This is a genomic window from Sulfurimonas aquatica (genome assembly GCF_017357825.1).
GTDB lineage: Bacteria > Campylobacterota > Campylobacteria > Campylobacterales > Sulfurimonadaceae > Sulfurimonas > Sulfurimonas aquatica.
Genome location: NZ_CP046072.1, coordinates 1,844,979 through 1,860,505, shown reverse-complemented (window position 1 = coordinate 1,860,505; position 15,527 = coordinate 1,844,979). Strand labels below are relative to the sequence as shown.

Genomic DNA, 15,527 nt, shown 5'->3' with positions numbered 1-15,527 from the left:
AAATGACAGCTTGCGTCATTTATGTTTATGACACAAGCTGTCACAAGTAGTTGTTACAATTTTTTCAAATATATAGGAGAATTATAATGACTAGAGAAGAAATTTCATGGCATATTAAAGTGTCTAAAAGTAAATTAAACAAGTTGACATTTGTAAAGAGCGGATATGTGCATAGTCCATTTATCTCACAGTTTGCTCCTGTAAAAAAACATGAGTTTAACAGTTCCTATTATGCTATGTACTCATTAGTGGCAAACCCTGATGTCCATTTTGTGACAGTACTTTCTTATTATGATAAGAAGTATATACTTAAATGCGGTGATCCTTATTTAGCAGGTATGTTAACTGATGAGACTGTGGAGAACTTAGTAAATCAAACTCTAGAAAAAGCAGAGAGTAAAAATAAAAAACTGCCTTCTATCCTGCGAGCTAGTTTTAAAACTACTCCTAGAAGCTCTTCATGCAGTTTTAATCAAAAAAATTATGAACAGTCTAATGATTTGTGTGAGCATATATCAAACTTTTTAAGTGACTTGCCAAATGAAGTACTTGATAATCTATATACAAAATATACAGAAACCTTACATGGAGAATCTACAAATGGATTGTCTTATGACCTGCAAGTAAAATTCGATAGATATGCATTTAAAAAACATATTTTGCTTGAGGGAGACAAAGGAAGTGGAAAAACATATGCGGCAACTTCTTGGGGAAAAGATAAAAAAGTCACAGAACTTTTTATAGGTGGGCATGAACAGTTTGAGTCTATAGACTTTTTAGGCCACTATATACAGAAAAAAAGTGGTGACTTAGCTTGGAAAGATGGTCCTCTCAGTGAAGCTTTTAGAAAATCTAAACGCGGAGAAAAAGTACTACTTATAATCGATGAGATACTGAGAATTCCTAAACGCGAGTTAAATATTCTTATTTCAGCTCTCTCACCTATAGATGAAAAGTATGTACTTAGAACGGGCAGGGCACTAGACTCTAAAAACGACATTGCTATGGAAGAAGTTATTAAAACGCCAGTGGAAAATCTTTGGGTGATAGGAACAACGAACATTGGTGCAAACTATGCCGTTGAAGCTATGGATGAAGCACTTATAGATAGGTTTAAGCCAATTCGTAAAGATACTACTCAAATGGAGTTACAAAAGATACTTATGCTTAAAGCAACAAAGAGAAACTTTCCTAGTGAACATGTAAGTAAACTTATGGATTTTTACTCAAAAATGAAACGATTAGAAACTAGTAAAGTTATTAGTAAAATAGTAAACATCCGTCATTTAAGTGAAGCTATAGAGCTAGCTAAAAATCCTAAAGAGATTAGAGAAATTATCATTGACTCTAAACTGATATGGGTTGAACGTGACTATAATGGGTATCCAAACGTAGAACAACTTAGTGCTGTTGAGGCTGTTATAGGACAGGTTTATGACTGCTAGAGAAATGGCTAGAGTTGCAAAAAAAAACTATGTACTAATGCAGATCAGCGGTATGTTACCACAAGAGGAATATGAAATATATATAAAAAAATATTTTAATACTGCTTCATGGCGTTTTTATAATGGAAAACATCAAATTGTTATAGGTACGGATATATTTGTTAATATGATAGATATATTCAATGTTGAGCATAAACATAAATATTTAGATTCGTATTTAAAGCATGAGTTAGCACATAGTATATGGACTGATAAAAATTTAATATACATATCTACTATGCTCAGAGAAAAAAAGATTCCATTTCAGTTATTTAACCTGTTTGAGGATGCACGCATAGAAGAGAGTATGAGAAACTATACAAAAAAAGCGTTTAAATGGTTTGAGTATGAAGAGATGATAACACCTCAAAATGTGTTAGACATATTTTTTTATATACTCCAGTCAGAACACAATAAAAAAGATATGCGGGTTATGAAACTAGACTTAGGAGAAGAACTAATGCCAGCTCTTACAAGAGCCTTTGATTACTACAAAAGAGTAGTGGCATGTACTTCTAGTTTAGATGTCGTGAAAATTGTAGAGGAGTGGTGTAAAGAGTTTCCTGAGACTTATGAATATATAGAACGTATAGAGTATATTGGCTATCTGTTTTGTGAAGAATCAAAATACTTGATTGATGATGAAAAGTTTGATGAGCTAATTAAAGATGCGTTAAATGTATTATCACCAGTCCCCCCTGAAGAGATTAAACACTCCTCTGAGAAGTTGAAAGATGGAAACTCAATTCAAAGCTGTTTACTCAGTAGACAACCTGTAAGCATTGCCTATCCAACAAGAGAGAGGGATTTACTACTTCATGAGATGGAAAAACTATTTTTAGCTCCAGATAAGTTTTATTCATCGGAATTACCAGCTAAGAGGCTGAATCTAAAAAGACTTGCATCAGGAAGTAAAAAGTTGTTTAAGAAAAAAGAGCAACCAAAGCAGGTTAAAAAAAAGATAACCATCATCTTAGATATGTCTGGGTCTATGGGTGCGACGATAGAAAATATGAGACTCATAATAGACGTAATGGATAAGATGGTTCAAAAAAACATTATAGATGCTACATTAATCTTAACCGCTGCTAGTGGTAGTGGCTCGATTTATGAAATCTTGAACATGCCTTTAGAAAAGGACGTGATTGAAAGACTTGTCCCATCTTATGGCGGAGAAGGACTAGCGAGCACAATGAAAGCAAATATACAGCTCCTCTCTTCTAGTGACTATACTTGGATATTAACAGATGGTATGATAGATGATAAGCCACTAAAAAAGGAGTTCTTTCATGTTCACAATATAAGGACACATGGAATGTATATAGGTAATACTCTATATAAAACTAAGATGAATAAATCATTTGATTATGTTGTTTGTGAGAAGAATGTTATCGACTTATGTAGAGAACTTTTTACATTGATAAAGTAATATAAAATCTTATTTGAATATCTCTAAAGCATCATCTACATAAAAAGAAAATTTAGGTTTTCCATCTTCCCAATACATAATTTGAGGTTTATCTTTTGTTACTAAACCCAACTCTATCTTAGCACTCAGTTTATTAGTATTTATAAAAGAGACTATATCCCCTTCTACGAGATCAAAAGTACTTATTCTTTTAACTAGATGTCCAATTATTAATTTAGGGTCTTCAACTATATCAAAAACACTGCCTCTTGTCTCTTCTATAATTACAGTAAAATTCATTTTTTTACTAACTCTATCAGTTAGTTCATCTAATGTTATTTCATCGAAAAATTTTGCTGATTCATCTTTTTTTTCTATAATACGTTGATCTATAATTGTTAGCTCTTTTAGAGTAGTAAGTTCTTTTGGCATTTTCTCTATGTGATTATTGCCTAAGTTTAGCGTTGTTAAGTTAGTTAATAGTGCCAGTTCAGATGGCACTTCTGTTATCTTGTTGCCAAATAAGTCTAGATGTGTGATATTGGTTAAATCAGCTATGTTTCGAGGAAATACCGACTCAGAAATATCAAATTTATTTGCCCATTCAAAAAGTACTTGAAAGTCTATCTTTCTTTGAGCCTCTTTAGAAACTGTAAGTTCATAAGTGCTTTCACCCAAAATAACATAGTATTTTTTTACTAAGACATTGTTTTCAAGAAAAAACTTCTGATAAACTTGTCTATTGTTCGTATCTTTAAAAAGTGCTTTGGCTTCTTCGGGTTTAATGTTTATACTATCAAAAGGTATCGCATCATCCAAGTGTAAAGTAAATACATTTTCTTGAATATCATAGTTGTTACCTATTAAATCAAATTTCGAAACTGCAACATAGTTATAGTCAAGGTTTCTTTTTATAAATTCCTCATCTGTCTCAAAAAATGATTTTTCTCCATACTCTTCAGGTATAAAATCCTCTACAGTAAACGTAGAAACTATGTCCATTTTTGCTTCATCAGACTCTACCTTGACTGAATGGAGCGCTTTTTTAGTTTTAATTTCGGTATTTTTATTTGGGAATATCTTTTCAACAAAGCCATCAACTAAGCGATGAAAGTCATCGTAAAACAAGTCGGACCATTGAGAGGTTATAAAATAGTATTTCATATTAGAATCTGGAAGTATATCTTCTAGTCGAATAGGGTAAATAGTGACATTATTGTCTAACGCTAAGTTTAGCTCGATTTTTACATGTTTTGATTCTATTGAATGTTTAGACAAAAGCATTATCATTTTATCTGACTTTTCCATAGCTTTGACAATTGATTCAGCATAGTTCTCTCCTATGCCAATTGAGTCAACTGCAAACCAGACATCCTCTCCATTGGCTCTAAGAAGATCGACTATTTTCTGTGCATAAATGACATCTTTTGAAGAATAAGATATAAATATAGACATTGCTACCCTTATAATATTTTATTCGAAAGTATACAGTAAATTATTTAAGACTTATTTATAAACATAAAGAGATGTTTTTTGTTTTTATATCTAAAAATGACACAAGCTGTCACACTAATAAAATATACTTCTTTTATCTAACTAAAGAAGGACTGTCTATGGCAACTATGGGTTTTATACAATCAACAACTTGCGAAGTACCTACTTCATCTATCATCGTTCCTGAAACATTTACTCACTCTATCGCGTTTGGTCAAACGGGTTGTGGAAAAACTACTAGCTTTATCTATCCAAACTTGAAAAAAAGACTTGAACTTGGTCATGGGGTTTTACTATATGACTACAAGGGTAAAGAACATCTAAGCGTAAAGTACTTAGCTCAAAGTACAGGCAGACTTAATGATGTTGTTGAGATAGGTAAACCATGGGGAGAAAACATCAACCTTATTCAAAACATGGACGAAGAGGAGCTAGACAAGTTCTTCTCAAATATATTAAGTCATGGTAAAGATGGTAAGTACTGGGAAAATAGCGCGAAGTCTTTAGGACAGGCTGTGTTAAAGATTTTAAAGGCTATAGAGTCTTTTTCTCTTGTGATGAGCAAGGTCGATAAAGATTTTGAGCAAGGAGAGTCCTATATACAAATTGGAAGGAGTTCATCAAAATATTCGTACAAGTACCCAACAAAAAGAACACTCACTTCTCTTGTCGCAGTATGCAGTACGTTTGAGACATTAAGTAGTTTTATTAAAGGATTAAGCGATCTTAGGAGTAGGACTCAAGTGATGATAAAAGAGAATGTAAAAGAGTTGGTTGCAAGTGCCCATGATGAAGAGTTGACAGAGATAAAACTTTTGATCACAGAGTTAGTCCGAACTCGAGAAAATCTTTGTGAGATAATAGATGAAAGTTATGACTCATTAAGTAGTTTTGGTGAAAACTCAAATGAGAATCTTACTCAAAACATTATAGGTTCATTAGTCTCTCCTCTCATTAGTCTTTCTCAAAATAGTTTTTTTAACGCAAACTCTTTTGACATTGTATCGGCGTTAAATAGAGGTCAGATAGTAGTTGTTAACACCCAAGCACTTTCTGATTCTGTTTTAGAGAGTTTAAATAACAGTATATTAAATGAACTAACGCAGAGAACAAGAAGTTTAAAACTTCAACCCATATCCGTATTTATGGATGAAGCACAAAGGATACTTAGTGAGTCGACCGACTTGCCAATAGATGTATTAAGAGAAGCGAAAGTAGATATATTTCTCTCTACTCAAAATAGTGCACTCCTAAAAAATAAACTTGAATCTGAAAAGTTTGAAGCGTTAATGGGTAACCTAGTACATAAGTATTATTTTCAGTCATCTGTTGATGAAGAGTTAAATAGCACATACCTTTTGGATGAGCTTGAAAGCTTTGAGCATCTGAGCAGTACGAATAAATACGAGTCTATATCCTCCTCAACACCACTCTTTATAGAGTTAAAAGAGAAAATAAAAGCAGAGCTGAAGTATCAAAAAAAGCATGAGATAGTAAAAAAGTTTGCTTATGAGTATGACAAAAAACCTTGCGTTTTAGAATACGTACCTAGACTCTATAGAGATAAAAAACTCATTCTTATAAATACAAATACACTAAAAGAACAAGTAGTGAACTCCTCAAGTTTAAGATCAATTGTATCTACTGGATGGAAAGTAGAAAAGTTGATTGAAGAGAGTATTCAAGAGATAAATCAGGCTGAACAAGATTATAAAGATTTTATAAACACAGATGAGTATGACGAAGATGAACTGGATATAGCGGTAAGTTTTTAATCTAAGAAATTTATGCAGAAATAGTATTAAGGTGACACTCCCTGTCATTAATACTATATATAATAATTTTTAATTAATATAAAGGAGTAATATTTTATACGGCACATTTAGTAACAAGTTAATCACAAATTATGTTATTTTACATTATTTAATCAAAATCAATGAATTAACTATGTAAATTAATATTTATAAAAATAAAAAGGAATAATAATGGCAGTAACGTTAGAACAAATTAGTAAGTGGATGGATCTTGAAGAGTTTAAGCATGATTTATCAGATGAAAGAATTGTATCAATGAGTAGCGATGAAGACAGTAAACTCGCTCACATCCTTAGAGCACCAGAAAATGGAGAAATGTTTAAGTGGACTGTACAGCTACTTGACGATAACTCAGATATGATTGATATCAAAGAGCATAAATATGCAGGTAAAGTAATTTCACATATGCTTTATCTAAATTATACTACAAAATTTGGTACATGGGAGTTTGATCCAAGTGATGGAGACATGCGATTATGCGTAGAAATACCTTTAGAAGACGCTCTTATGACACAAAAACAATTTAAAAGAATTTATGGGTATATGAGAAGAGATGCACACAATGGAGCAACAGAGATTTTACATATTTTAAATAATGGAGAAATTCCTAAAACTGAAGAACCAGATGCTGCAGCGATGATTGCTAAGCTTGAAGCTATGCTTGCAACACTTAAAGATGGCTCATCAGATGATAGTGACGATGTAATCTAAGAGATTTTTCTCTTAGTTTATACTCTTTAAGAGTGGTATTACAAATACTTTAATACTACTCTTAATGATTATCCTCAATCATAAATAATAAAATGGAAACTACATGAAAAACTTACTACTTTATGCAAAGTATTTTGCAATCCAAGAAAAAAAAGAAACTATTACTGAAGAGCATTTAAAACAAGCATTTGTTGATTCACATGTTGACGATCAAGATATGAGAAAGACTATAGAAGAACTTTTAGCTACTAAGGGCGGAACAAACACTCAAAGTTACATAGATACAAAATATATTGAAGAAGCTTCGAGTCATGGAAAAATGAAATTTTCAGACTCTTTAAAGAAGTTTATAACTTCAATGAAAGAAAAAGGTTACTCTACTAAAGAGACTAAAATAGAGACTAGAGATAGTAGGGAGGGCGTTCCGGTTATTATTGAAACAACGGAAGAACTTTATGATCATCATGCTAAACAACTTATATCTTTAGGATCTATAAAAGAGAAATTAAACTCAATCATATTTGACCAAGAGATCGCTATAGAAGCAGTTAAAGATACAGTCTCACGTGCTATATTTGAAGAGAGAGAAGATGCTGTAAAAGCTATACTCTTTTTTGTCGGACCACCAGCCACTGGTAAAACATTTTTAAGCGAAGAGACGGGAAAAATACTTGAAGAGTTCGGATATAAAACTAAAGTCTTTAACATGACTATGTATTCTGATGACTCCTCAAACCTTACTGGCTTAGCTCAATCTTGGCAGGGTGCAGGTAAAGGTGATTTGACAAAGTACATAGAAGAGAATCCAAAGTCATTAATAATCTTTGATGAGATAGAAAAGTGTCACCAAAAACAGCAAAGAAACCTTTTTAGATTGTTAGATCGTGGTTACATAGAGGATAAGTATGACAACTCCATCGTAAAAGCAAATGATTGTATTTTGATTTTTACGTCTAACCTTGGTAAAAATATATATGACAGAAGCGATTACACAAGTATGATACGAAATCAAAAAGAGACAGAAACACTACTCTTAGAATCTATAGCAAAAGAAAAAAGTGAGTACAACAAAGATATCTTGGCTATAACACCACCACTTACTTCAAGGTTGAGCGCTTCTAAAATAGTCCTTTTTAACAAAGTGGGAATGAAAGCGTATTTTAATATGTCTAAACAAGAGATAGAGAGATACTTTGGCGTTATAAAAAACAAGTTTGGTATCTCTTTAGAGTGTAAAAATGAAGCGATAATAGCCTCTCTTTTAACCTACCTACCATTTTTTGATCCAAGAAGGATTAAAGGTAAAATTGGTGATGACCTTTTTGATTCTCTTCGTGACTATATACAACACAATAGCATCGATATCTCAAAATATAATAAGATAAGCATTGAAGTAAGTTCAGAATTACAAGAGCTGCTTGATCAGAACTTTATAGAAGACATAAATAAACTAGAGTTTAACGATGCAAGATTTCAAGAGCTTATAGATAAAAAAGAGACTCTCTTTATAGTTCCAAGTTTTGAAATAGTTGGAGATACAATAAAGTATATACTAACGAAACCAGATATTCAAAAAGTAAAAAATATACAAGACTTTGATGGAGACGTAAAAGTAGAGCTTGATATACCTTCTGGAAAAATAGAAGGCGAACCAAACGCCAATATATTTGGCCATGACAATGCTAAAAAAATGCTTGTTCGTATATCTAGCAAAATCCAAAAGTTTCAAGACCTTAGACGTCAAAACAATCCAGAAGCTAGCGAAGTGCTTAAAAACATTCCAAAAGGAATACTGCTTTATGGACCTCCAGGTACAGGTAAGACAAAAATAGCAAGAGCGTTTGCGGCCCAAGTAGAGTGTCCTATCATCGTTGCTTCGGGAAAGGATATGACTACAGATCAGTATGTAGGAACAGGGATAAAGAAGATAAAAGAGATCTTTCAAAAGGCAAGAGACTTTGCTCCATCTGTCCTGTTTATAGATGAGATAGATGCCATTGGTACACGCAGTAACTCAGAAAACGCACAAGAGAATAACAAAAATATAAACACTCTTCTTGAAGAGCTAGATGGCTTTAGTAAAGATGAGTATAAGCCTGTCTTTATCATTGCCGCTACAAATAGAAAAGACACTATAGACCCGGCAATCATCAGGGGTGGAAGAATAGAAGAACACATAGAGATAGGCCCTCTAGATAAAGATGCTCGTGCTGCGTTTATAGCTTACATGTTTGAAAACGATGATAGCTTTTCAAAAGATATAGATGTAGAAAAGTTTTTGAAGTATACACTTGGAATGAGCGGGGCAGACCTAGAGCAGGTCTTTAAAAAAGCGAGATACAACATAGAGATCATAAGAGAAGAAAAAGAAGATAGTAGCATACTAATTGACTTAGAAATGCTCATAGAGGTTGTAAATGAAGTGAGATACGGTGCGGTAAACGAGACTAGAGCTGACGCCAAGTTCGAAAATATGTTAACGGCTTATCATGAAGCGGGTCATGCGATAGTTTCGCTTGCACTAAATCCATCCCTAACTATTAATCAAGTGACTATAATCTCCAGAGCGGACTTTGGTGGTTTTGTCTCTTATAACCCTGAAGATGTACATAGATATGACAAGAAGTTCTTTATAGGTAGGATAGCAAGTGCTTATGCAGGTCGGGTAGCGGAAGAGGCATACTTTGTAAAAAATGATCAAGATATAGAACATGGTATCTCCGCTGGTGCAAGTGGAGACATAGAACAAGCAACTAAAACTATCAGAAGAGCGGTACTTGAGCTTGGTATGGATGAAAAACTTGGACTCATAAACTATGAGGGTGATCTAAGTGAGTCTACAAAACAAAAGATAGATGAGACGGTTTTAAGATGGCAAGAAGAGATTAAAGAGTTGTGTAGAGTAACTATTGATAACAACTGGGAAAACATTGTAAAACTTGCTACTAAGTTAGAAGAGTCCGAGATGCTTGATGGTTCTTGGCTGAGTGAAAATATTAAAGTAAAAATATAATGAGACATCTCATAAATGCGACACTATTATCTATAGTTATGTTTTTATCAGGATGTGGATCTGATGAGTACTCAGAATGTGACTCTCGAGATGGCAGTTATGAGTGTCCTTATACATATAGTGAAGGTTCAAGAGAAGTATTCTTGAGAGATGGTCTAACTTACTGGGATGATTATATAGACGATGCATGTTCTCTAAGAGTCTATGACACTGTATATACTCAGTCTGTAGAACTTGATCGTATTGTTGATGATAAAAGAGAAATCATTGAAGATAATAATTACTTTGGCTCTGCATACTGGGAGTTTATCATCAATGAATGGGATGAGTATAGACTTGTTGTTGAAAGCTCATCAGAAGCCTCCGCCACTCTTGTTTTAGAGTGCTACTGATAGTTTTCATTTTTTCAAACTCAATCTCAAATAATAAAATAACAATATTAAGGTAAAAAATTTGACAAACAATAAAACTTTTAGACTCTTCATAAGTTCAACATTCAACGACTTCAGAAGAGAACGCGAGGTCTTACAAACAAAAGTCTTTCCTCATATAAAAGAGTATGCTTCTAAACAAGGCTATACCTTTCAACCCATAGACCTGAGGTGGGGAGTAAGTAACGAAGCCCAACTTGACCAAAAGACTCTAGAGTTATGTCTAAGCGAAGTAAGAGCATGTAAAACCCATATGCATCCAAACTTCCTTATCATGATAGGTGATAGATATGGATGGATTCCCTTACCTTATGCGATAGAAACAAAAGAGTTTGAAGACTTACTCTCATTAGTAAGAGATAGTACAGAGTTAAACTTACTAAAAGAGTGGTATAAACTTGACCTAAACCAATTGCCAGTTTCTTACATACTCAAAGAAAGAAAAGATGAGTATGAAGACTTTGAGAGATGGTCGAGTATAGAAACTAGACTAAGAGATATCCTTCAAGCGACAGTAGATAGCTCAAACCTAAATGAAGATAAAAAAAGAAAGTATTTTCTTTCTGCAACCGAAGCAGAAGTAGAAGAGGGGATTCTTCCTTATAAGTCTCATGCGAGATACCAAAGTCAACTTCTAAATCAAAACACAGCTTTGAATGAAGTAGACTCTCAGCATGTTTTTTCATTTCAAAGATACGTAGATAAAGATACACAGGTAGAAGAGAAGTTTATAGGTCCAGCATATGATAAAGCTCAAGCGTTTAAAAAAGAAGTAAAAGAAGTTCTCCAAAGTGAAAACATACTAAAAGCTCATACTAAACAAATAGATAAAGATAGACTAGATGAGACATACCTAGAAAAATTTGAAGTAAGGATGATAGAGTTTTTAGAGTCACAAGTAGACTCTCAGACACAAAGAGAAAAAGAGTTAAAACTTACACCGTTGGAGATAGAGCTTCAAGCCCAAAACTACTTCGCGATAAATAAACGCAAAAACTTCCTCTCGCAAGAACAAATGAGAAAAAGCATAGCTTCTTATCTTCAAAGCGATGAAGAACAAGCTTTGGTAATTTATGGAAAATCAGGAAGAGGAAAATCAGCTCTTATGTCCAAGGCTATAGAAGAGGCTCAAACTTTAGCAAAATCAAAAGTACTTTATAGGTTCGTAAGCGCCACTCCGAACTCCTCTTCATCTAAAGAGATACTAACTAGTATATTTGAAGAACTCAGCATAGATGTCAGAAGTGAAAAAGAAAAGCAGACTGAAGAAGAAGAGACTCTTTCTTTAGGAAGTAATGAAGATACAGAGTCTTTCGAGGACTTCAGCCAGAGAATATACTCGGAGATTAGAAATATAAAAGAAGAGGTGGTGATCTTCATAGATGCACTAGACCAACTGCAAAATGACGATCAGTTTCTATGGTTACCAAACAACTTACCCAAAAATGTAAAAATAGTTTTATCGGCCTTGGAGGATGACAACTATAAGCAAGATTCCAAGTACCTAAAAGCTCTTAGAAGTAGAATAAGTTTACTCCATCTGATACCAGAGTTTAATCAACCAAGCGAGCTTCTAAAAGCCTTACTCAAAGAAGATGATAGAACTCTCCAAGAAGATCAAGAAGAGTATTTTCTACAACAGTTTAAGTCATCTCCTTCACCCCTTTATGTAAGCATAGCCTCTCAAGAGATAAAGAACTGGAAGAGCAGTGACTTTATGCAAGGAGACACTCCTAAAGAAGATGGAGTGGAACAAGACTTGAAACTAGGTCAGACAGGAATCATTCAAGAGTTTATATCTAACCTAAGTCAAACTTACCATCACAATGAAAAGTTTGTACACAAAGTACTTGGATACATATATGCCTCAAGAGATGGTTTGAGCGAAGCTGAACTTTTAGCACTTATCTCTAGTGATGAAATCTTTGTGGAGATGATGGCACCAGAGACTTGGCATGAAAACCCTACAAAAGAGCTTCCAATGGTTCACTGGAGCAGGCTCCATACCCAACTCAAACCATTCCTTAGCTCAAAAACTCAAGATGCTAAAGAGCTCATGTACTTCTTCCATAGAGAGTTTGAAGATGCCATAAAAGAGCTGTCAACTCAAAGAGAAGAGCATGAAGCTGTTATAATCGCTACTCAAAAGCTCATAAAAGAAAATCAAGGCAAACCCTTTGATGAAAACAGATGGGGAAGACTCTATGCCACACTCATTACTGAGTATGAGTTAAGATATAAAGATAAGCAAAAACAGATAGAGTTCGCTAGGTTTGTAGTAAGCCTAAAAAATGAAAAGTGGATTCGAAAATATCTCTCTAAATTTAATAGTGTTGGGTTTGCACATGGTGAGCATAACAGAATGTATAAGGCAATAGCTTATCAAGAGAGTTATTATCATGTGGCAGAGGGTTTCTACAGGAAGAATCCCCAGAGATGGGTGAAGAGTTACACCGCATCTTTAAACAACCTAGAATCTTTATATAAAAAGCAAAACCGCATAAGCGAAGCGATAGCATTAGGGGAGCAGTCTCTTAAGATACGAGAGAAGCTTTATGAAGAGAACCCCCAGAGATGGGCGGAGTATTACACCGCATCTTTAAACAACCTAGGATCTTCATATAAAAAGCAAAACCGCATAAGCGAAGCGATAGTGTTAGAGGAGCAGTCTCTAAAGATACTAGAGAAGCTTTATGAAGAGAATCCTCAGAGATGGGCGGAGTTTTACACAACATCTTTAACTAGCCTTGCAACTTCATACTCTAATCAAAACCGTCTAAATGAAGCGATAGTGTTACAAGAGAAATCTCTAAAGATACTAGAGAAGCTTTATGAAGAGAACCCCCAGAGATGGGCGGAGTATTACACCGCATCTTTAAACAACCTAGGATCTTTATATAAAAAGCAACACCGCATAAACGAAGCGATAGTGTTAGAGGAGCAGTCTCTTAAGATACGAGAGAAGCTTTATGAAGAGAACCCCCAGAGATGGGCGGAGTTTTACACAACATCTTTAAAACATCTCGCATTTTCGTATAAAAATCAAAACTGCCTAAACAAAGCGATAACGTTACTAGAGCAGTCTCTTGAGATACTAGAGAAGCTTTATGAAGAGAATCCTCAGAGGTGGGCGGAGGATTACACCATTTCTTTAAGTGGTTTCGCAAGCTCAAAATCTAAAAATAAAGAGTTTCTAGCAGCTAGTGAACTTTTTGAAATATATTTTGAAGTTTTAGATTTTAAAAGTCAAGACGATATCACTTGGTTTATATATGACTTTGTGAAATGGTATCAGTGTGAAATTTACTTGAAGAATCAGGAAAAGTTAGATAAATTAAATCTGCTTGCCATAAAGCTGATAGAGCTTTATAGGGAGAAACTTGGGATAGAATACTCAAGTGTTATAGATGAACTGCATGATGCTTATAGTTCTTTGAAGGATTCTGAGGAGAATTTTGACAGAGAGAAGTACGGTATTTTTGTGAAAATATTTTTAGAAGATAATAGATGATATTTATATCGTACTCGACTAAAGACTTAAGGGTAGCTCAGAAGATCAATGATGGATTTTTGAGTCAAAACACAAAGACTTGGTTTGCTGATGAGAACATAAAGACGAGCGAGAACTACTCAGCGGCGATAACTTCCGCCATAAAAGAAGCCTCTTGCATTGTTTTGGTTTTTTCACAAAACGCAAACGGCTCACAGCATATTCCAAGAGAGTTGGACTTGGCTACGAAGTATCAAAAAAAGATTTTCCCTGTACGTATAGAAGATTGTGAGCCAGAGGAGGGAATGGAGTACTTTTTATCTACCGTGCAGTGGTTTAATGCGTTTGATGATAGTGAAGAAAAAGTAGAGACCTTTGTAACAAACACGTTAAAACAGCTCGGACTCGTTTACGATAACAGAAAATACATCGACGAGGATAACATAGATGAGTTTTGCGTGCAACACTTTAAACTTATGGGCTACAAGCTCGCCCTTTACAACAGAGAGAACTGGAAGAGTGTTGGCTCCGTTAAAAGCGCTATAAAAAAAGAGCCAAAAAAAGAATCACAGATACTTAACTACCTTGAAGAGCATAATGCCATATACGCTTATAAAGAGAAAAAGTCGTTGATCATCATTCCAAAGTATTTGCAAAAGGCGACTACCACTTACTATAAAGCGATAGAGGCAAGTTACTTTTACGATGCGAGGGAAGTTATATATAGTAGTTCATTTTTAGAGTCGACGCAAGAGAAATTCCATCTAGACATGAAAGATGACAACATCGACTTTAAAAAAAGGTCGCTTATCGTTGATAGCTTTAGACAACTAGAGTACAAGGAGTTGATAAAAAAGTCATTGCTGCCTATTCTCTTTTATCAGTATGTAAAACACCCACCAAAATACAAAGAAGCAAAATATGCTCTCCCATTTACAGGGGAGTATAAAGATGGGGAGAAACTCCCAAATCTTTTTTTAAACTTTTCGATGTTTCCAAATTGGTGGGGTGCCACAAAAGATAGGCTTGAAGATATTAGAGGAAACTACTATAAAGGCTTTACAGATGCATATAAAGAACTGCTGTATACGGAGAAGTTTCAAAAGATAGTTTCAAGTGCACAGCAGTATAACCATTACAACGGGCGTCTAGCAGAGACGTTAGCGGAAGTTTTTTTCAACAAAAACAACCTTGTGGTTCAAAGTTTTGGAGTTGAGCATATAGTAGGAAACGCTCTTAATTTTATCGAGAAAACAAATGATGTAGAAAACCAAGAGTCTAAAAAGGTTATGAGTAGGTTTATGAGTTCGCCTGATCTGCTTATACTAAAACTTAATGAGCAAAACCAGATGATAAACTCATTCTTTTTTGACGTGAAGTACAGAAACTTTTCGTCTGAAGAGGAGTTTAACGAAAGTCTCACTAAAAACCAAGATCTCTATAAACACGCTAAGAAGTATCATGTAAACTGGGATGAAGTCTATCTCTTTTTGTTTGCCCATTTTAGAGATGAGAAGAGAACCGAAGTATACATACTTAACGTCGGCGAAGTGAGTAAGGGCAAAGTAAAGAGCCCGCCAAATATACAAAAAAACACGGATTTCTTTTGGTTGGATGACAAAAGCGTTACTGATCTATATAAGTACGCTAATTTGATTTGGCATTAGTAATAGTAAATGTGT

General features: G+C 34.3%; 9 protein-coding genes. 8 read left to right on the top strand and 1 reads right to left on the bottom strand.

From position 1 onward, the window contains the following. The first annotated feature begins 86 nt into the window (after positions 1–86). Positions 87–1,445, top strand: coding sequence for an AAA family ATPase (locus GJV85_RS08785; protein WP_207561018.1), 1,359 nt, complete (start codon positions 87–89; stop codon positions 1,443–1,445). Then, on the top strand, positions 1,435–2,913 hold the full coding sequence (locus GJV85_RS08780) for a hypothetical protein (protein ID WP_207561017.1): 1,479 nt from the start codon (positions 1,435–1,437) through the stop codon (positions 2,911–2,913). The genes GJV85_RS08785 and GJV85_RS08780 overlap by 11 nt, the downstream gene beginning before the upstream one ends. Positions 2,914–2,922: 9 nt before the next feature. Here the strand turns inward: GJV85_RS08780 and GJV85_RS08775 are convergent, their stop codons facing one another. Then, on the bottom strand, positions 2,923–4,347 hold the full coding sequence (locus GJV85_RS08775) for a toll/interleukin-1 receptor domain-containing protein (RefSeq protein WP_207561016.1): 1,425 nt from the start codon (positions 4,345–4,347) through the stop codon (positions 2,923–2,925). Positions 4,348–4,505: 158 nt separating this feature from the next. On the opposite strand from GJV85_RS08775, the gene GJV85_RS08770 reads away from it, so the two are divergent. The 6 genes from GJV85_RS08770 to GJV85_RS08745 all read left to right on the top strand — a co-directional run bounded on the left by GJV85_RS08770 (position 4,506) and on the right by GJV85_RS08745 (position 15,512). Further along, positions 4,506–6,161 (top strand): type IV secretory system conjugative DNA transfer family protein, encoded by a 1,656-nt coding sequence (locus GJV85_RS08770; RefSeq protein WP_207561015.1) that lies wholly within the window; start codon positions 4,506–4,508, stop codon positions 6,159–6,161. 210 nt (positions 6,162–6,371) lie between these two features. Further along, positions 6,372–6,911, top strand: coding sequence for a hypothetical protein (locus GJV85_RS08765; RefSeq protein WP_207561014.1), 540 nt, complete (start codon positions 6,372–6,374; stop codon positions 6,909–6,911). Between the two features lie 103 nt (positions 6,912–7,014). Beyond that, positions 7,015–9,924, top strand: coding sequence for an AAA family ATPase (locus GJV85_RS08760; RefSeq protein ID WP_207561013.1), 2,910 nt, complete (start codon positions 7,015–7,017; stop codon positions 9,922–9,924). Continuing rightward, a complete protein-coding gene (locus tag GJV85_RS08755) occupies positions 9,924–10,316 on the top strand; it encodes a hypothetical protein (RefSeq protein ID WP_207561012.1) in 393 nt (130 codons plus the stop codon). The genes GJV85_RS08760 and GJV85_RS08755 overlap by 1 nt, the downstream gene beginning before the upstream one ends. Positions 10,317–10,377: 61 nt before the next feature. Further along, positions 10,378–13,866, top strand: coding sequence for a tetratricopeptide repeat protein (locus GJV85_RS08750; RefSeq protein ID WP_207561011.1), 3,489 nt, complete (start codon positions 10,378–10,380; stop codon positions 13,864–13,866). Continuing rightward, positions 13,863–15,512: a toll/interleukin-1 receptor domain-containing protein gene (locus GJV85_RS08745; RefSeq protein WP_207561010.1), complete on the top strand. Its 1,650-nt coding sequence runs from the start codon at positions 13,863–13,865 to the stop codon at positions 15,510–15,512. Before GJV85_RS08750 ends, GJV85_RS08745 begins: the two co-directional genes overlap by 4 nt. The last annotated feature ends 15 nt before the right edge of the window (positions 15,513–15,527 follow it).

What these genes read in the sequence shown, in the direction of transcription:
- GJV85_RS08785 (WP_207561018.1), top strand. Translation starts at nt 87, where the DNA reads ATGACTAGAGAAGAAATTTCATGGCATATTAAAGTGTCTAAAAGTAAA.
- GJV85_RS08775 (WP_207561016.1), bottom strand. Translation starts at nt 4,347, where the DNA reads ATGTCTATATTTATATCTTATTCTTCAAAAGATGTCATTTATGCACAG.
- GJV85_RS08780 (WP_207561017.1), top strand. Translation starts at nt 1,435, where the DNA reads ATGACTGCTAGAGAAATGGCTAGAGTTGCAAAAAAAAACTATGTACTA.
- GJV85_RS08770 (WP_207561015.1), top strand. Translation starts at nt 4,506, where the DNA reads ATGGCAACTATGGGTTTTATACAATCAACAACTTGCGAAGTACCTACT.
- GJV85_RS08745 (WP_207561010.1), top strand. Translation starts at nt 13,863, where the DNA reads ATGATATTTATATCGTACTCGACTAAAGACTTAAGGGTAGCTCAGAAG.
- GJV85_RS08755 (WP_207561012.1), top strand. Translation starts at nt 9,924, where the DNA reads ATGAGACATCTCATAAATGCGACACTATTATCTATAGTTATGTTTTTA.
- GJV85_RS08760 (WP_207561013.1), top strand. Translation starts at nt 7,015, where the DNA reads ATGAAAAACTTACTACTTTATGCAAAGTATTTTGCAATCCAAGAAAAA.
- GJV85_RS08765 (WP_207561014.1), top strand. Translation starts at nt 6,372, where the DNA reads ATGGCAGTAACGTTAGAACAAATTAGTAAGTGGATGGATCTTGAAGAG.